Source organism: Plantactinospora sp. ZYX-F-223 (assembly GCF_039649625.1).
Lineage (GTDB): Bacteria > Actinomycetota > Actinomycetes > Mycobacteriales > Micromonosporaceae > Plantactinospora.
Map to the genome: position 1 here is coordinate 1 of NZ_JBDJAV010000083.1, position 19,201 is coordinate 19,201.

General features: G+C 67.2%; 9 protein-coding genes and 3 pseudogenes. 10 read left to right on the top strand and 2 right to left on the bottom strand.

Translation table 11 applies throughout. The features are described from left to right. Positions 1 to 1,554: endo-1,4-beta-xylanase (locus AAH979_RS40645; RefSeq protein WP_346263453.1), on the bottom strand; the 1,554-nt coding region annotated here is incomplete at its 3' end. An 834-nt stretch (positions 1,555 to 2,388) separates the two neighbouring features. Here AAH979_RS40645 and AAH979_RS40650 point away from each other — a divergent pair. Continuing rightward, positions 2,389 to 3,084: a hypothetical protein gene (locus AAH979_RS40650; protein WP_346263454.1), complete on the top strand. Its 696-nt coding sequence runs from the start codon at positions 2,389 to 2,391 to the stop codon at positions 3,082 to 3,084. Positions 3,085 to 3,392: 308 nt separating this feature from the next. Here the strand turns inward: AAH979_RS40650 and AAH979_RS40655 are convergent, their stop codons facing one another. Further along, the gene (locus AAH979_RS40655; protein ID WP_346263455.1) at positions 3,393 to 3,962 is read right to left on the bottom strand and encodes a TetR/AcrR family transcriptional regulator; all 570 of its coding nucleotides are present in this window, start codon (positions 3,960 to 3,962) and stop codon (positions 3,393 to 3,395) included. A gap of 163 nt (positions 3,963 to 4,125) precedes the next feature. Here AAH979_RS40655 and AAH979_RS40660 point away from each other — a divergent pair, with 163 nt between their 5' ends. The 9 genes and pseudogenes from AAH979_RS40660 to AAH979_RS40700 all read left to right on the top strand — a co-directional run. Further along, complete coding sequence (locus tag AAH979_RS40660; RefSeq protein ID WP_346263456.1) at positions 4,126 to 5,448, top strand: glycosyltransferase; 1,323 nt, start codon at positions 4,126 to 4,128, stop codon at positions 5,446 to 5,448. Further along, positions 5,445 to 6,044 carry a hypothetical protein gene (locus AAH979_RS40665; RefSeq protein WP_346263457.1) on the top strand — a complete coding sequence of 200 codons (600 nt, stop codon included), beginning with the start codon at positions 5,445 to 5,447 and terminating at the stop codon, positions 6,042 to 6,044. The genes AAH979_RS40660 and AAH979_RS40665 overlap by 4 nt, the downstream gene beginning before the upstream one ends. 53 nt (positions 6,045 to 6,097) lie before the next feature. Next, positions 6,098 to 6,373: pseudogene (locus tag AAH979_RS40670) on the top strand (IS701 family transposase); the annotation flags it as partial. A gap of 1,365 nt (positions 6,374 to 7,738) precedes the next feature. Then, positions 7,739 to 9,355: a serine/threonine-protein kinase gene (locus AAH979_RS40675; RefSeq protein ID WP_346263458.1), complete on the top strand. Its 1,617-nt coding sequence runs from the start codon at positions 7,739 to 7,741 to the stop codon at positions 9,353 to 9,355. 23 nt (positions 9,356 to 9,378) lie between these two features. Next, positions 9,379 to 12,318, top strand: coding sequence for an AAA domain-containing protein (locus AAH979_RS40680; RefSeq protein ID WP_346263460.1), 2,940 nt, complete (start codon positions 9,379 to 9,381; stop codon positions 12,316 to 12,318). Between the two features lie 116 nt (positions 12,319 to 12,434). After that, on the top strand, positions 12,435 to 13,463 hold the full coding sequence (locus tag AAH979_RS40685; RefSeq protein ID WP_346263461.1) for a hypothetical protein: 1,029 nt from the start codon (positions 12,435 to 12,437) through the stop codon (positions 13,461 to 13,463). A 781-nt stretch (positions 13,464 to 14,244) separates the two neighbouring features. Then, entirely contained in the window at positions 14,245 to 17,544 is a 3,300-nt protein-coding gene (pglX, locus tag AAH979_RS40690; RefSeq protein WP_346263462.1) for a BREX-2 system adenine-specific DNA-methyltransferase PglX, read from the top strand. Positions 17,545 to 18,019: 475 nt separating this feature from the next. Next, positions 18,020 to 18,298: pseudogene (locus AAH979_RS40695) on the top strand (transposase); the annotation flags it as partial. 43 nt (positions 18,299 to 18,341) lie between these two features. After that, positions 18,342 to 19,201, top strand: a pseudogene (locus tag AAH979_RS40700) (helix-turn-helix domain-containing protein); the annotation flags it as partial.

A 19,201-nucleotide genomic window follows, 5' to 3' on the forward strand; every position in this document is an offset into this window, starting at 1 on the left:
GAGAGCGCACCCACCGCCCGTCGGCGTCGGCGTCGGCGTCGGCGTCGCACTAGCCGTCGGCGTCGGCGTCGGGTTGGTGGGTCCGCCGACCTGGATCAGCTGCCACTGCTGGTTGGTCCCGCCGTGGTCGCTGTACTGCACCACGCGGCCACCGTCAGCGGTGGACGCGCCCTGGACCTCCACGGCCTTGCCGCTGCCCTGGTTGATCAAACGCACGTACCCGCCCGAGTCGACCAGCCGGAACCGCTGGTTCGTCCCGCCGTGGTCACCGTACTGCACGATCGCGGCGCCATCCGCGGTCGAGTAGTTGGACACGTCCAGCACCTTGCCCGAGTGCCGCGCCCGTACCCGGTAGTAGCCGCCACCGGAGTCGACCAACTGCCACTGCTGGTTCTGCCCGCCCGTGCGGGCGTACTGCTGGACGCAGGCGTTGTCGGCCGTGGACACCCCACACACGTCCAACGCCTTACCGCTGTTGCGGTTCACCACCTCGTACCACACGTTCGGGTCGACCGGGCCCGACCCGGTGGGAGTCGGCTGTGGGGTGGTCGTGGCCGGCGGGGTGGTGGGCACGGGGGTGCCGCTGTTCAACGCCTCAAGGGTGGACGTGTACGCGGCCTTCTTGTTGCCGTTGCACTCGAACAGCAGCGGGGTGCCGCTGGAGCGCCACGAGTCGCAGTCCCGCACGCCCCACACCGTGATGCCCTTGCAGCGGGCAACGGCGAGGCAGTCGTTGACCACGTTGCGGTAGGTGTTCGCCTGCGTAGTGCCCGAACCCTCGATGTCCAGCTCGGTGATCTGCACGTCCACCCCGAGCGCGGCGAAGCTCGACAGTGTGGTGCGGTAGTTGCTCACGTACGGCGAGTTGGCGTTGAAGTGCGACTGGAACCCGACGCAGTCGATCGGCACACCGCGCTGCTTGAAGTCCTGCACCATCCGGTAGACGGCCTGGGTCTTGGCCCAGGTCCAGTTGTCCGTGTTGTAGTCGTTGTAGCAGAGCTTCGCGTCCGGGTCAGCCGCGTCCGCGGCCCGGAACGCCGCCTCGATCCAGTCGTTGCCCGTACGCTGCAGGTTCGAGTTGCGACGCGCGCCGCTGTTGCCGTCGTCGAACGCCTCGTTCACCACGTCCCAGGCCACGACCTTGCCCCGGTAGTAGCTGGCTACCCGGGTGACGTGGTTCAGCATCGCCGAGCGCAGCGCGCTGCCCTCCATGGTCCGCATCCACTCCGGCTGCTGCGAATGCCAGGCCAAGGTGTGCCCGCGCACCTGCCAACCCCGACTCAGAGCGTGGTTGACGATCCGGTCGGCGTTACCGAAAGTGAAGTTGTTCTGCTGCGGCTCGGTCGCGTCGATCTTCATCTCGTTCTCAGCGGTGACGCTGTTGAACTCCCGATTCAAGATCGTCGTGTACGCACTGTCGCCCAACCTGCCCCCGGCGACCGCCGCACCGAAGTACCGGCCGGACTGGGCCGCGGCCGCACCCAGCGTCGTCTCGGCGGCATGGGCGAGATGGGGTAGTAACGATACGACCAGGGCCGCAACTATCGCGGCCATTCCGGAAACCACGAGCGTTCGGAATCGATGCCCGGCGGGACGGGTCCGGGAGATCATTCTTATCCTCCAGTTGTGAGATAGGGACGTTCCGGCGCTGCTCGGGTAGGGCTCGCCCAGCTCGCAAGGGGCCGGCTGCACTACCGCGTACGCCCGACCGGCGGGGACCTCGGGGCAGTTCAGGCCCCCGGAGAGCACGAGGTGGTTACGGTGGGTGGATCCCAGTCGCCCGCCCGGCCGGACGGCGGTGGTGGAAGCGTCGGACTTTCTGGGTGGCGGACTGCTTCAGCGGCGCGAAGCGTGTTCGTCAGGCGGACGGACGGACCTCCAGAGGGCAGGGAGATCGTGTTAGCGGTCACATCGATCGATGTCTTCAGGCTTGCAGACCGGACCAGGTTTCTCAAACCAAAAGTTTCGGTTATCAATCGGTAGTTTCGAAGGTCGCAGCCGGGATCACCGGGGAAACTCCCTCAACGAGCGGCGCGACCTTCGACCGACGCCAAAACACCGAGAGTCATTGGCCGACTATGGATCGTCATCGGCGCCCGATAAGACGAGAAGGCCCTGATCCTGACGGCTACGAGATCCTGACGGCTACGACTGCGCATCGCCGCCACCTGGCCCTGCCGCGCGGCTCGGCTACGACGGCGACGACCGGTGGACCGGCGTCGGCGCCACGAACGTCCTGCTGCACCAGGTCAACATCGCACTGACCCTGGGGCAACGCCGGAATGGCCACCCCTCTCGCCCGCCAGGTGCCACTGTCCAAGATCTCCGGCCGTCAGTCGATCCATCCACGGTACGGCGGGGCTTCGGGTACAGGTCGAGGCGGCCACCATGACCGGCAGCAACGTCCACCCGACGATGTTCGTACCGGTGGACTGGAGCGTCAGCATCGGGCAGATCCTCGGCATCCCGTTCGCCGCGACAGTGAACCTTTTTCAACCTGAACCGCGCGGCGCTCACACACCGCGTCGGACCTCGCCCTCCGACGGACCGCAAGGGGAGGTTGAAAAAGGTTCAGTGCGCCAGGCGATCGGCATCCGGACCGGGTTCAGCGCCGGACACTCGACCATCAAGGCCACCGGCGAGTACCCCCTCGGCGGCACCATCGGATTCGGATACGCCAACGGCCGGTTCGGCCTGCGATGGCCAGGCGAGCTGCGGAGGAACGACAGCCTGGTCGAATCGGTCGAAGGTGTCTCGGTGGGCGCGAACGCCATAATCATCGACTACGACGCGAAGTTCTACGTCGGCATCGGTGCCGCCGGGTTCACCGCCGACCGGTACGCGGGACTGTCCATCTCAATCGGCGTCAAGCGACCACCCGGCACCTACACCGACCTGGGCGAACTCGAAGGCGAATGGGACGGCCGCGACGCCGTGCGGCTGCGCGCCAAGCCCTACATCGTCGTGATCAACCCTGACGGCAGCACGACCGTCAGCGGCGATATCCAGCCACCCGATCCGGAGGTGACGTTCGAGCTACGGCGAGCCCAAAGCGACGACTCGCAGACGCTCCAATGCCCTTAACACTGACACGACACCCTGCCCATCCAACGTCTGTAGCCACTTTCTGCGCCCTTTGCCGCGTCATGGTGCGCTGCCGTCCCAAGACGTCGTATTCGGCCTGGCGCCGGGACGGCGGCGCGGCCGACAGACCCCAGGATTCCCAGGCGGCCGGTATCCAGCAGCGCCCCGGGGGTCGCTGTCGGTCTCGTTCGTCAGGCCCTCCCGCACGTTGGCGACGCCGCGCGGGCGGCATAGGTCAGTTCACGAAAGGCGCTCCGAGAGGACCGGATCGGTATCAACCAACTGGTCGGGGGCTCTCGGCTGGCGGACTAGCATTCGAGGATTGTGTCGGCGATCGTCCGTGTGATGAAGGCCTTGTATTCCTCGGGCGATTTGCCGTCGAGGCGTACGAAGCGCACGTAGCTTTCGACGCTGGTGATGACGCAGCAGGCTTCGACGAGATCGTCGAAGGGCACGTCGGTGCGCAGCCAGCCGCGCTCGGCCACCACCCGCAGGACGTTCGCGACCTGCTTCCTGATCGCGGCGAGCCGCTGCGCAAGGTGGCTGCGGAGCTCGCGGTCGCCGTGCGCGGCGCCGGTGACCGCGGTCCAGACACCGGCCGCCGGTTCGTTGATCGCGAGCATCGTCTCGCCCAGGAACGCCGCGAAGCCGTAAGGGTCACCGACCTCGAGCATGGTCTTGCCGAGGTCGGTGGCAAAGAGGTCGATGTCACCCTCGACGCCGAAGGACGCCACCTCGACCGCGGCCCACATGAGGGCTGCCTTCGGACCGTGCGTTCGCACGGTCTCGATTGAGACACCAGCCCGGTTCGCGATCTGCGCGAAGGTGGCGGCCTGGTACCCGTGTTCGCTGAACACCTCGCCGGCAGCCTCGACCACGCGCCTCCTGGTCTCGGCCGCCTGGCGCTGCCGAAGCTCCGAACGGTAGCTGCGGGTGCGGCTCTCACTCCCCGTCATATTGACTACCGCCGCGTACAGATGAATACTGCTCCATGGGCGCCAACTCTATCCCATCGCTCCGGGGTCACCGGGGGGGGTCGCCATGTCGTCAATCTTGATCGCGGCTGTGCCCATCCACGGGCACGTCACCCCGCTACTCGCGGTCGCGCGGCATTTCGCCGAGCGCGGGGACCGGGTGCGTTTCCTCACCGGATCCAGGTTCGTCCGGGCCGTCGAGGCAACCGGCGCGCAGCATCTGGCCTTGCCCGCCGAAGCCGACTTCGACGACCGGCAGGACTGGAACCACACCTTCCCCGAACGTGCCGCCCTGAAGGGTACGAAGGCGGTCGCCCACGACATCGAGCACATCTTCGTACGCCCCGGGCTGCCGCAACACGACATCGTGCTGGCCTCGCACGCCGCCGAGCCGGCCGACGTACTCCTGACGGACCCGGGGTTCGTGGGTGGCGCGTTCCTGCTCGGCCACCCGCTCGGGGTCCGGCCGCCGATCGTGGTGGGCGGCATCTGCCCGTTGACGATCTCCAGCCGCGACACGGCGCCGTTCGGCATGGGCCTGCTCCCGCTCCGCGGCCCGCTCGGCCGGCTGCGCAACGCGATGCTCGCCGCGGTCGCCGCCAAGACGGTGTTTCCGCCGGCCGAGCGGATCGCCGAGCAGACTTTCCACCGGCTGCACGGCCGCTCGATCCCCTTCGCGGTGCTCGACTGGCCGCGACACGCCGACGCGATCGTGCAGTTCACGGTGCCCGAGTTCGAATATCCGCGGTCGGACGCCCCGGCCACCCTGCACTTCGTGGGACCGATCTCGGCCTCCGGCTCGCAGGCGCCGCTTCCTCCGTGGTGGCCGGAGCTCGACGGCTCGCGACCGGTCGTCCACCTCACCCAGGGCACGCTCGCCAACCGCGACTACGGCCAGCTCATCGGGCCCGCGCTCGAAGGGCTCGCCGACCAGGACGTGCTGGTCGCCGTCGCGACCGGTGGCCGTCCGGTGGACACGCTGCCGCCACTGCCCCACAACGCCCGCGCCGCCGAGTTCCTACCGTACGACGAGCTGCTGCCCAAGACCGACGTCTACGTCACCAACGGTGGGTACGGCGGCGTGCAGTACGCCCTGCGCTACGGCGTGCCGATCGTCGCCACCGGCCGCCAGGAAGACAAACCCGAAGTCATCGCCCGGATCGCCTGGACCGGCGTCGGACGCCGCCTCAAGACCGAAACCCCCACACCGGCCGCGATCCGCCACGCCGTGCGTGCTGTGCTCGACGACCGCCGGTACCGGGAGGCCGCCAGCCGCATCGGCGAACACATGGCGGCCAGTCGCGGGGTGCAGCAACTCGCCGAGATCGTCGACGAGCTGACCGCCGACCAACGACAGGGTGGGGACCAACAGCCGAGGAGGTTTTCATGACCATCCACCCCCGCCTCACCGCCGGTGCCTGGATCGCGGCAGGCGCCGGCTGGCTGGCCGCCTCGCTGATCGGATCGGCCGCGACCGACGGGAGTACCCGCTTCTACATCGCGGAATCCATCTGGCTACCAACCCAGGCGCTGCTACTGGCCGGCATCATCGCGCTCGCCCAACAACGACCCCACGGGACCCGACGACTCGGAAAAGCAGGATTCGGCATCGCCGCCGCCGGCAGAGTCGTGTTCATCGCCGCCGAACTGGTCTCCATCACCACCGGCGAGACCGCCGACACCATCCTGCCCATCGGGGCGCTGCTGACCGCCATCGGCATGACCATGGCAGGAGCGGCCGTCGCCCGCGAGCACCGCTGGCACGGCTGGCGCCGCTTCGCCCCGCTCACCATGGGTCTCTACCCCGTCGTATTCATGTTCCCGCTGGCCGCCACCGACGCGCCGGTCGAGCCCTCCATCGCACTCTGGGCCCTGCCCACCATCGCGGTCGGCATCGCCGCCCTTCCCAGCCAACCAACAACCAGCTCAACCACGGCCAGCCACGACCAGCTCGGCGAAACCATCCGCGGCAGTCGCGGACATTAGTACCGCAACGACACTGACCGAATCGAGTTGCCGTCGCTTCCGTTGAGTACCGCGTGCCAAGCGTCGATGTTGAGCGGTGGTCTGCGGAGTTGGATCGGTTGCATGGTCGGATCGGGGTGCGGTTCCGTCGGGTGCAGCCGCGTAGGCGAGCGCGGCAGTACTTGTATGTACTGGTCTCAGGTCTGGACCGCAAGAACGGTTGGATGCTTACGGAGCAGGCCGGGGATGTCTCCCCGGACGGAATGCAGCGCCTACTGCGGTGGGCGGACTGGGACGTCGACGCCGTTCGTGACGATATGCGGGAGTACGTGGTCGAGCATCTCGGCGACCGACACGGGATACCGGCGCCGCCGACCCTGCCCAACAGCTCCCGAGCACCCACCGAGCTACCACCCACCACCACGAGGAACGATAAAGGCCCCGACCGCGCAGAAGCGCCAGGTCAGGGCCTTGATCGTTGGTGCGCCGCCAGGGACTCGAACCCCGAACCCGCGGATTAAGAGCGCAAACCCTGGCAATATCGTTCAATACCCTGCCGTGCCGGTTGATGCGGAAATCTGCTGATTCGGGCTGGCCAGACCGCGCCACCGCTGCCAGGTCGTACCACTCGGGGTCGGCATGTACCGGAACCGTCGATCACACATCGATCACACGCCCCGACGATCGACAGGTGACCAGCGGAACCGACAGATCCGGCGGAATCCGCGTACGCTCAGCGTGACGGTTCGCGCTCAATACGCCAGTGTTGGTACCCAAGAACCCAAACCGCGTCACGGAAGCCACCCGCCGGGATGAGAACATCGGTCGCGACATGGGCGGGTACGGCACCCCGCCGGAAGAACGCTCCAGCGCAACGGCCACAGTACCAAGCCTGACTGTGGATCCTCACGACGTACGGAGCGACCCGGCGCCGCATCCGGTCCTTACGGGTAACCCGGACCAGGCCTGCAACGACTGCGACCAGAGCAATCAATCCAGGCGCGGTGAGCGCCGCGGGCCCGATGATCGCTGCGGCGGGGCTGATGTCGGCACGCTCTGCCGCGCTGTCCGGCCAGGAGGCGACACCGGCTACGGCCCAGCACAGGCAGTAGGCGGCAAGTACAGTGGTCCAGGCATACCACGCCGTACGTGGCGGAGGCAGCGGCGGCAAGGCGAGATGACGGGCGGTCTCCGTGACCGATCTACCGTGCTGTGGGCTTACCCGAGTCCCGGTCCACCCGACCGCACCGTTGAACACGCGGGTCGAGTACACAACCGCGTTTCCGTCCATCAGCACCGCGTTGACGGCCCGGACAGAATCGCCAGATCCACAGCCGGGACAGACAGGCAAAGTGGACATCCGCCATGACTACCACACAAGCACCGAAGATCGCAGCCCGCAGGGTCCTGTCGGCAACCATCGCTTCACCGGATGGCTGCGCCATCTGATGGACGATCAACGAGTACTGGCGCCACCTGATCGGCCGGGCGTTACGACATCGGCATGGCCGAGGCGAGTAAGGCCACTTCCCATACAGCGTCCGAGGCCAGCAGGCTTGCGGAAAGCATCGACCGGACATCACCCGGCCGGCCAAACAGGCGCGGGTAGCAGGTCGGCCGGCTCAATCGCCGACGGATTCAGTTCTGCCCTCGCCGAATACGGTGGGCGGCGGGGGTGATTGTCGCTGGGCATGACGTGCATCTATGGTGTGAGGATGGCGCCCTCCCCCGCCGAACCCGTCGACTTGTTCCATGACTCACGCAACACCGCTCGCCCAACTCGGGCCCGCTTCCGCTACCAGGACGAGTGCATCGCTCTACGGTGCATCCCCAATCTGCTGTCCCAGGGTGTGACTGCGGTCGTCGTCGAGTGGTCGACTGATTACATCGCCGTGCTGCCCGACGGCGATCCGGAGTTGGTGTCGATCAAACACCGCGATCCGGGTCAGGGCGACTGGCCGATCAGCGAGTTGAGGAAGGTGGTCCGGGATCTGCACATGGTGTGGAGCGCGATGGGCGAGCGATGCCGCTGCGCCTTCGCCTCGAATGCCGCAGCGCTACAGAGCGCCACCAGGGAACTCGCGAGGAACCTCGACGGTTGTCTCAACGTGGACCTGGACGAGGCCGAACGCTTCCGACGGGTCCTGGCCATGCCGGATCCGCCGCTGCCTCGACGTAGCGAGATTACCGCAGTGGGCATTCGGGACATGGCCGGCGCGTTGTCTCTGTTGGACCGCGATCCGCAGTATGCCGAGCAGTGCTACGCCGCCCTTGTCGAGCGGATCGCTGCCATCGGGACTGAGGAGCCAGACTCTCCGGAACAGCGGATTCGCCGGTTGACCGGATCGCTACTCTCGGTCAGCGACCGTTCCCGACCCTGTCTCGACGAGCAGACCCTGCACATCACCGATCTGCGCGAACTGGTCGAACGTACCCACGACGAACGTGTCCGGCGCCCGCCAAGGCAGCTGCGCGCCGGACTCCGACCGATCGTCGTGCCCGTGACAACGAAGCACGAGTGGCGCGGCGGGCAGGAGGTACAGCTCGGCGACGCCTGCTACCTCATCCACGATCCGGTTGAGGTCACCGAGCCACCGGACCGGTCGTACCGGGAACAACGGGCGTCGGCCCGGCAGCTGTCACCGCCGGAGCGGGACGTCCGGATCACCCGCCTCGACATCCTCCGAGGGGACCGGCACACGGAGGTCCGCCGGGCTCAGCTCATGTTGGAGACGGATCTTCAACGGACGGTGCCCGGTCTGCCACGGGTTCTCGCCACTATTGAGGACCGAGGCCAGGTAACGGTGGTGGCTGACCGGCCCGGATCCTCGCTCCCGGGCGTCTTCGGCGCCCCGCCGTACCCCGGCGTCGCGCTGGATGCGTTACTGCGCGCGCTGTCGGCGGTGGCCCGGACGCTCGGCACCCTGCACACCTCCGGCCGCGCGCACCGCGCTCTCCACCCCGTTGCCTTCCTCATTACGCGGGATCGCATGTTGTTGCGCGATGTCGGGCTGGCCGCGGTGCCAGCTGCCACCGGGGAGGGGCACCGGGACTACCGCGCACCGGAGCAGGAGCGGCCCATCCAGCAACCGCCGGGTCCGGCCACTGACGTGTACCAGCTCGCCGCCATCGTGTACCACCTTGCGACGGGACAGGCTCCGGGGTTCAGTCCTCCTCCGCCGCCGAGCCTGCTGCGGCCGGAACTGTCGCCGTCTCTCGACGATGCCCTGTTGGCCGGCCTCGCTTCAGCCCCTGGCGACCGGCCGTCGCTGGCGGACCTGGTCACCGCCCTAACCGGCGTCTTGCGCTTCGGTGGGGCGGTCACATGCTGAAGGGACAACCAATCACCTGCCCGTTGTCCGCACCGATCGCGTTGGTTCCCGGCAGGAACTTCGCGACGCGGTACGCCGAAGCCCGCCAGCAGCACCCCTACCTGCCGGACCTAATGGCGTTCACGGTCGAACTCAACCAGTTGAACGGCACCGGCGGCGTCCCGGTCACCGTGGACGAGCCTAGGCGCGGTAGCAGGGCACCGTGGATCCGGTTCTACGCGCAGCGCTGCTGCGTCGGCGTACGTGCGTCGTCGCGGGCCGACGCGTTTGTTGTCGAGTTCATCGAGCCGCTGAACTTGCGCGGCCACCAGCGACTTGGCAGGAGCCGGGTACGGCTGGCACCGCGCGCCTGGACCTACGCTCCGCTGCTCAACGGCGTACCTGCGGGCTGCCAGGCTCCCGACGCGGCGATCCGTCGCCTCTGGCAGGAGCAGCACGACCAGGCCGGGCCGCCAACTGTGCCGCGTCGACCTGCCCGGTACGACGCTTTTTGCGACGCACTGGAGACCGTCGTCGAGGGCGCTCGGCAGATCGAGCTGGCGCAACAGCAGGCGCGGCCCAGCCTCACCTACTACGACGTGCGCAGTGCCGGCGAGTCCCGCCGCTCCAGCGCCGCTATCCACGTCTTCCTGCTATCCCGGCCCGGGCAGGTCAAGCGCGACGACATGGTGCAGGTTCGCCAGGTACCCGATCTGCGCGGCAGAGTGCTGGACCTCGACGGCGAGCAGCTGACCGTCCAGTTCGAAGACGCCGTCCACCGTCCGCGTATCCCGGCTCAGGGCGAGCTAGTGGTCAGCGGCAATGACATCGTCCAGCGCATTCAGCGCGACGCCGTAGCTGCCCTGCGCGCCGGTACGACGCGCAACCCCATGCTGCTGCCGCTGTTGGCCGACATGAGCTTCGCCCCCTACCCGGGGCCGCCGGAGAGCGTCGCCGCGATGCGGCCCATCGAGCCACTCGACGGCGACCAGACCGACGCGTTCCGACGGGCGTTATCCGTCCCCGACCTGCTGCTCGTGCTCGGACCGCCGGGCACCGGAAAGACCCGCACCATCGTGGAGATCGCGACGGCGGCGGCGGGTCGCAACGAGCGGGTCCTGGTCGCCTCGCAGACCAACACCGCTGTCGACAACGTCATCGAACGCCTGCCGGCCGCACTGACCGCGATCCGGGTCGGCAACGAGAGCCGGATCGCCGGAGCGGTGCAGCACAAGACCCTCGCCTCGACTGCGGCCGACCTGCAACAACGCATCCTGTCGCGAACGGAGGCCGCCGCCGGGCGCCTGGCTCCATGGCTCGCTGAGCCGTCCCCGGCACAGGGCTGGCTGCGCCGACTCGACGTCGCCCTCGGCGACGTCCAACAGGCCCGCGCCACGCACGCTCTAACAGCGGAGGCTCACCGCGCCGCCGTCGCCGCCGTCGAGGCCAGGTTCGGGCCGTCGGTGACACGAAGCGAACAGGCCCGGCAGGACGCCGAGCGAACGTACGCGCAGATCAGTGCGCGTGTCCAGCGGCTAACGACACAGTTACAGGCGGCACAGGGCCGGGTCGATGGCCCGTTCGGGTTTCTGCACCGCTGGCGAGCCGTCCGTCGCCAGCGCCGGCTCGACGAGACGATCCCCCGGGCGGCCGAGGCACAGGCGGCCCTGGCCCGGGCCGTACAGGAAATCACGACTCGGACCGCCGAGCTGCGACATGCGGTGGAGGCCGATGCCGCGGTACATGGCGCCGCCCGGAAGGCGTCCGAGGCTGAGGTCGCTGTCAACCATGCAGGGGGTGAAGCCCGCACAGCGGCTCGGTCGTACACCAGCCTCCTGGCCGGAGTCGTGGCCGTGCCGCCGCTCCCGGATGACCTCGATGGGCTCTTCTCCTTCGTCGACTGGTGCCGGGGTATCGAGCCGGTCTTGCGCGGGCGGGCCCGGCTCCTGCGCGACTGGCGGCAGCAGCTGGCCGGGCCCAGTGACCAACTCCACCCCGAGTTGCTCCGGTACGCCGACGTCATCGGCGCCACCTGCATCGGGGTCGGCGTGCAGAAGAACCAGCTCAGCGACCTCGAATTCGACCTCACGGTCATCGACGAGGCCGGGCAGATCCCGCTCGCGTCCACTCTGGTACCGCTGGTCCGCGCTCCTCGGGCCGTCCTGGTGGGCGACCATCACCAGCTGCCACCGTTTGTCGACGACGACGTACGGCAATGGCTGGCACACCGGGATGCGACCGCCTCCGGTACCGACCCCACCCAGCTGATCGAACTGCTGACCCACAGTGCCTTCGAACGGCTCATCCGGCATGCCCCCGCCACCAATCAGGTGCTGCTCTCGCGGCAGCGCCGGATGCCCGCCGTCCTAGCCGACTTCGTCTCGGCGCAGTTCTACGGGGGCCGGCTGAGCACCGACGCCAAACCCCGGCCGCCGTCGGCCGTCTTCCGCAGTCCGCTCGCCCTGGTGGACACCGCCGATCTGTCACCGAAGGAACGCGCCGAGCGGCAGCGCCCCGGGACCGAAACCTGGCAGGTGGCCGGCATCGACAATCTCACCGAGGCTCGGCTCGTACTCGACCTGGTCCAGTGGTATACGCGCCACGGCCGGGAGTGGGCCGTCATCGCGCCGTACCGGGCACAGGTGCAACTGTTGACCACGAGGCTCGGCGAGCTGCTCGGCGGCGAGGCGGTCGGCGACCGTGTCGGCACCGTCGACGCCTTCCAAGGCAGGGAGTATGACATCGTCGTGTACAGCTTCACCCGGAGCAATCCACAGGGACGGGTCGGCTTCCTCAGCGAGTTGCGCCGCCTCAATGTCGCGGTCACCCGGGCTCGGGAGCAACTGATCCTCGTCGGCGACATGAGCACGCTCGTACGCGCCAACGACGCGGGCTTCCGACACCTGGCAGGCGAGCTGTTCCGATACGCCCAGCGTCACGGCGACGTCGTACCCTCCCGGCAGCTCCGGAAGCGACTCCTATGACCGCGCCACGCGTGCGGGCCCCGCAGGTGCCCATCCGGCGCGTCGCGGAACGGGCGGCCGCCCTTCCCGGCATCCAGCCGCTTCGGATCTTCCCTCTGCTCCTACCCGTGTGGGGCGTGGAGATCAGCGCCACAGTGCGTGAAGCCCAGCCGTACGAGGTGTTCGACCAATACCTGTCCCGCGCCATCGCCGAGGCGGAACTACGCGATGCCCCGTCACTTGCCGGATTCCTCGGCGTAGAGACCGCCCTCGTCGAGCGCGGCCTGCGATTTCTCACCACCATCGGGCACCTGCGTCGCGACGTTGGCACGCTGACGCTGACCGAACTCGGCCACCGCTCAGTGCAGGAGGGCTTCCGGTATGTCGAAAAGGAGGATCGGCAGCGGCTCTACCTCGACGGTTTCACCAGTACGCCACTGCCCCGGACCCACTACTCAGGCAGCGTGTGGCTGGACGAACCACAGCTTTCACTGCCGGACGGTACGACGTTCCACCAGGTAACCAGCCTCGCGCCGTTCCGTGCCAGTGCAGTAGAGGAGCTACTCTGCCGATCGGACCGTGAGGAGTTCAACCTGCCCTCCGGGCTCACTGCAGCCAAGCCACTCGAGGTACGACAGGCATGGCTACCCGCCTACGTCGTGGAGTGCGTGTCGTCCCTTCTGGTTTTCGTCAAGGCCGTCGACGGCGTGGACACATACCTGTCACGCGTCGCCGGGCCGTTCCTGCGCGACGTGGTGGCCGCCGAAACCCGGGTCGACACCGAGAGGGTATGGCGGGAATGGCTAGACGGGGCCGGCTTTCCCGACGTGAGGCCGCAGCGGCTGGCAAACGGCGTCCTGCGAGCGTCCCTACCGGCGGGAGTTTTTGGGGAGACCTTCGCCTGGCACCGCCTCGGCTCGTTCGAGGTACGCCGGTGGATCTTCCTGCAACTTTGGTGCGAGGACAGGAACGCCCGCCAGCGCGCAGTGCTAGAACGAGCCCGCTCAATTGTGCGGGCTGGCGGGGCCCGCAGCGCGGACGAGTTGGCCGGCCGATTGACTGAGTTGGCAGGGCAACTGGAGGTCCCAGCACCGAGTGCCGACCACGTGCGGCGGTACACCGAACGGGAGGGCGACGACCCCTGGGCCGCAAACCTTGAACAATGAGGACCTCAGTCCTTGAACAATGAGGACCTCAGTCGGAAAGTCCGCCGCACTCTCGCCGTGGATTTGAGCGCACCTCTGCGCTCCTCATCCACACTGCGGACGGCGCCGCTCCAGCGTTCCGTCAGATCCCTATCGGCCTACTGGCGGACGGTGATCACGGCCGTGCGGGCGCTACAGTCGCCGAGCCACACAGGTCAAACGAGTTAGGCTGGTGGGCCCATGAACCGCAGCAACACCCACCACCCGACAGCCGGAGCCATTCTCAGGAGAGAGGACCCGGCACCAACCCGGCCCGGCACTGCGCCCACCTGACGCCCAAAGATCAATTTCGCATCGCCAGATAGCTACGGGACTGATCAGATATGGTGCGCCACCAGGGGCGCGAACCCCGAACCCGTGGATTAAGAGCGAGAGTCAGGTCCGGTCGGAGCGGATGCAAGAAAGGCCGCCATCGCCAGCAGGAGGAACACCGTGCCTCCGAATCCCCCCACGCCGGCAAAGATCGCAGCGGTCGCGTCACGTGTGCTCATTGCCGTCAGCATGCCCGCCGCAGCACCGACCATGAGACTGAAGACGATGATCACCGCGAGCCAGAGAGCGCGCGTAGAAGCAGTCACCCCGGTCCGTCCCTTCTACACCTCCGGCAGCCCCGGGTGCTGGTCGGGCACCGGGTGCACAGTCGCATCGATGTTGGTCGTGCGACGTGCGGCGAAGGAAGCTATGGCTGTAGAGTAGCCCCAGCCGTAACACGAGTCAAAAAATGGAGGCGGGGATCGAAGCGATGACCAACGACCTACCCCTCCAGCTGCGCGGGCTGGTGCGGCTGGTGGAAGAGGACCTAGGTGGGGCGCATCGCAGCGACGTTCCAGAGGAGCAGTTCGGTCAGGCTGCGATTGCCTGGGTGCTAAGTACCCTGTTCGTGCAGTTCGCGGAGGTCAACGGCCTGATCGAAGGGTCGCCCCAGACAGCTGCGGCCGGCCAGCACCTTCCATGGCTGCTTTCGCGGTTCGAGGCTTTCGCCGCAGCCGATCCCGGCACCGGGGTGTTCGACCGTGGTCAGAACCGGCTCTTCGATCATCCGGTCTCCGAGGAAGCGGCCGGTCATCTAGTCGCCTTCTGGGACCGCCAGGGCGGGCAGGCGCATGACCTCGTCGCTCCTGACCTGGATACACGCTTCCTCGGCGACCTGTACCAAGATCTGTCGGAAGGTGCCCGCAAGCAGTACTCCCTGCTGCAGACCCCCGGTTTCGTCACCGACTTCATCCTGGACCTCACGCTGGAGCCAGCCATCCATGAGCACGGGTCCGGGCCCGTCCGCCTGATCGATCCGGTCTGCGGCTCGGGCCATTTCGTGCTGGACGCGTTTGCACGGCTGTTATCCGCAGAGCGGCAGGCGGCGCCCACCGCAGCCGTCGAGGATCTCGTCGGTCGTGCACTGCGCGCCGTACACGGGGTGGATCTGAACCCCTTCGCAGTAGCCATCACCCGGTTCCGCCTGCTGATGGCCGCGATACACGCCTGTGGCGCTACGAGCCTTCGTGATGTCACCCACCTCGACTGGCGATTCAATATCGCAGTCGCCGATTCGCTCATCGAGAACCCATTCCCTGGTGAGTACGACGTGGTGGTGGGCAACCCGCCCTACATCACGGTCCGAGACAAGGCACTCGACAAGGCCTACCGCGCCCGGTACGACGTCTGCATGGGCAAGTACGCCCTCAGCGTCCCCTTTGCGCAGAGATTCTTCGAGCTGGCCAGGCTGGGTGGCTACGTCGGTCAGATCACGTCCAACTCCTTCATGAAACGCGGGTTCGGCCAGAAGCTTGTGGAGGACTTCTTCGCACACCGGGTCGCGCTCACTCACATCATCGACACGTCGGGCGCGTTCATTCCAGGTCACGGCACGCCCACGGTAGTCCTGGCCGGACGCAATCAGCCACCCCGTGACAGAGAACCGGTGCTCACGGTCGTCGGTTTGCGTGGCGAGCCGGCCGTGCCGTCGGATCCGGCGCAGGCACTGGTCTGGCGATCTCTTGTGCATCAGACAACACACCCCGGTCAGGAGGACATGTGGACGGCGTCACGCTACGTCGACCGTGCGCAACTCCGCGCCTTTCCTCTGCAGATCGCGACTGACGAGACCACCGACATACTGAACAAGATGGCAGCTGCGCCGAGCCGGCTGGGAGATCAGGTGGTCCGAATCGGTTACTTCGCTAACACCGGATCGGACGACCTTTTCACCGCCCCCCGTCATGCCTTTGCGACTACCGGGATTACCCACGACGACGCATTGGTCGGTGTAATCTCCGGATCCGAGGTCCGGGACTGGATTGCTGTCGCCGAACGTTACGCTTTTTTTCCATACGATGCTGAAGGCCGGATCGTCCCGATCGAGGTATACCCCAGGCACCAGCAACGGCTATGGCCATACCGGACGGTACTGCGAAACCGCCCGCACGGACTAGATGGCTCCTACGCCAAGAGCGGACGGCCCTGGTACAGCTGGCACCAACTGGCTGCTCGAATCGGCAGCCAGGAACGAATGATCACCTATGCCTGGGTCGCGTCGCACAACCACTTCGCCGCCTTGCGCGGCGAGGAGGTGCCACTGCACTCAGCGCCGATCATCGAACTTGCTCCCGGCGTGTCAGCGCAGCACCACGCTGACCTGACAGGGTTGCTGAACAGCTCCTCGGTCTGCTTCTGGCTGAAGCAGCACAGCCATAGCAAGGGGAGACCTGATGTACTTCAGACCGGCACCGGCGAACACTGGGACACCTTCTACGAGATCGCCGCCACCAGACTGCGCGACCTGCCACTGCCCGAGGAACTACACACCACCTACGCCGACGAGCTGGCCCGACTCGCTCGCGAACTTGCCGTAGCTGCGCCTGCAGCGGTTCTAGGCCGGCACGCACCGACCCGAGAGGTGCTCGCCACGGCTCGCTCCCGTTGGGAAGCCATCCGAGCCCGCCAGATGTCCCTGCAAGAGGAGCTGGACTGGGAGGTCTACATCCGGTACGGCGTCTTGCAGGACAAGGACCTAATGGCACCCGCCTCGGCGATCCCCCCGCTGAGCCTCGGCGAACGGGCCTTCGAAATCGTCATGGCACGCCAGATGACCGCTGGAAAGCTCCGTACCGCTTGGTTCCTCCGACATGGCGCGTCCCCGATCACCGAGCTGCCGACGCACTGGCCGACGGCATACCGAGAGGTGGTGCTGCGACGCATCGACACCGTGCAACGGGACAGCCGGGTGCGGGCACTGGAACGGCCGGAGTTCAAGAGGCGGTGGGCTTCCCCTGGCTGGGACGCCCTGGAATCCGCAGCCTTGCGGACGTGGCTACTCGACCGGTGCGAAGCGGCCGACCTCTGGTACGACCACGAGGACGGTGTGCGGCGCGCGCGCCCCTTGACAATCACAGGGCTTGCCGAGCTGCTAGGCACGGACCTGACGATCAGGCAGGCGGTCGAGCTGTACGCCCCTGGCCAACCGCTCGTCAACGTCGTTCAGGGTCTCCTCGCTGACGAGGTCGTCCCCTACCTAGCCGCCCTGCGGTACCGCGACTCGGGAATGGCAAAGCGTGCCGAGTGGGAGGAAACGTGGCGGCTGCAGCGGGAGGAGGACGCAATGATCGAGGAGGAGCGAACCCTCGACGTGCCCGGAGAACCCGCCCCTCAACAACCGAGATACACCAGCGGCGACTTCCTGAAGGCGAGCTACTGGCGTCACCGCGGCAAGTACGACATGCCGAGCGAACGGTTCGTGTCCTACCCACAAGCAGGCCGTACCGTCAAGGACGCCCTCCTCGGATGGGCCGGCTGGTCTGTCGAGGACCGCGCGCAGGTGCTTGCCGACCTTGTATCGGCCGGGCAGGACCACGACGACAGGGTCCCGCTCCTCGCCGGTCTGCTCGAGGTGCTGCCGTGGGTCAAGCAATGGGGCACCGAGCGGGAGTACAACACGTTCCGCGCGTTCCTGGACGACTCGCTGCGCCGGTGGGACGTCACCGAACAGGACCTAGCTGCCTGGCGTCCGCTAAAGTCAAAGCGCGGGCGGCCACGGAAGCAAAGCTGAGGCACTCGCTATGTCGCCCAGCTTCGTGCCATGCCGATCGGTGTCACCATCTACCGGTTCGTGGTGGTCGGCCTGTCCCTCTAATGCCGCGCCGTGCATGCGGTGTCAGCCGTCAGAACCGTCGATAACATATGGATCACGCATCGAACGGCTTCGGTTCTGTGCCATCGGGCACGCCCACCTTGGCCTCGTCGACACCATCGGTCACCCTTCCGACTGGGCGCCGTGGGCTCCTTCTGACCGCCAGCGGGTCCTCATCCCATTCTCGACGTATCGCAGCGCCGTCACCGTCGCTACGGTTGCACCCGACGACCCGTGCCGGAGGGATACTCGATGGCCCCCACGGGCAACCGCAACTACGGACCCCGTCGCATCGACATCCGCCCCGGACGATGGTTGGGCCTGACCCGATTTGACGGACATCCCAGCTCAGGGGGCTGTGAGCCTCCTCGGGAGGATGTTCATCATGGAAGGCATGGGTAAGAAGCCACGCCGGCCGCGTCGGGCGTTCACCCCGGAGTTCAAGGCGGAGATCGTTGAGGGGTGTCGGCGGGGTGACCGATCGATCGCGCAGGTCGCGAAGGACTTCGACCTGACCGAGACCGCGGTCCGGGACTGGGTCAAACAAGCAGATATCGACTCCGGCAGCCGTTCGGACGGGCTGACCAGCGCAGAACGGGAGGAGTTAGCGCGGCTGCGGCGAGAGAACCGCCAGCTGCGCGAGGACGTCGACATTTTGAAACGGGCCACGGCGGATTCAACCGGTCGTCGCAATACCTTGTAGGAGGGGTGGAGCGATGGGTGTTGGGCCGGGGCAGAGGCGGGTTCGGGAGTATCGGGGTCAGATTCCCTCGCCGGGTCGACCGACTGTGGCGTGGCGTGAGGACAGGGTGAAGTTCTGGGCTGCGGTCCGATCCGGTGTGATGACCGAGGACGCGGCCGCGGTGGCGGGTGTGTCGTCACCGGTGGCGTTCCGGTGGTTCCGGCACGCTGGTGGCGTGAATCCTGGGTTGCCGCCGACGGTGTCGGGTCGCTATCTGTCGTTCAGCGAACGCTAGGACATCGCTCTGCGGCGAGTGCAGGGCATGGGCGTTCGTGCGATCGCACGCCAGCTGGGCCGGGACCCGTCGACGATTTCGCGGGAGTTGCGGCGCAACGCCTCGACCAGGACGTACCGGTTGGATTACAAGGCGTCGACCACGCAGTGGCACGCGGAACGTCGAGCGCGCCGGCCGAAGACCGCGAAGCTGCTGGCCAATGAGCGGCTGCGGGAGTACGTGCAGCAACGGCTTGCGGGTGTGATCCGGACAGCGGATGGCCGAGCGGTCACCGGCCCGCAGGGCCCGCGGTGGAAGGGCCGCAACAAGCCCCACAGGGCCGATGATCGCATGGAGCCCGGAGCAGATTTCTCGCAGGCTCAGGGAGGAGTTCCCGCAGGATGAGTCTATGCGGATCAGCCATGAGGCGATATCTACCAGGCGCTCTATGTTCAGAGCCGTGGCGCCCTCACGCGCGAACTCGTCGCCTGCTTGCGGACCGGTCGGGCGCTTCGTGTCCCGCGAGCCCGCGCGAAGCAACGCGCGTGGGCGCACGTCACCGGCGACACGCTGATCAGTCAACGGCCCGCCGAGGTCGCGGACCGCACCGTCCCCGGGCA

What these genes read in the sequence shown, in the direction of transcription:
- AAH979_RS40650 (WP_346263454.1), top strand. Translation starts at nt 2,389, where the DNA reads ATGACCGGCAGCAACGTCCACCCGACGATGTTCGTACCGGTGGACTGG.
- AAH979_RS40660 (WP_346263456.1), top strand. Translation starts at nt 4,126, where the DNA reads ATGTCGTCAATCTTGATCGCGGCTGTGCCCATCCACGGGCACGTCACC.
- AAH979_RS40665 (WP_346263457.1), top strand. Translation starts at nt 5,445, where the DNA reads ATGACCATCCACCCCCGCCTCACCGCCGGTGCCTGGATCGCGGCAGGC.
- AAH979_RS40675 (WP_346263458.1), top strand. Translation starts at nt 7,739, where the DNA reads ATGGCGCCCTCCCCCGCCGAACCCGTCGACTTGTTCCATGACTCACGC.
- pglX (WP_346263462.1), top strand. Translation starts at nt 14,245, where the DNA reads ATGACCAACGACCTACCCCTCCAGCTGCGCGGGCTGGTGCGGCTGGTG.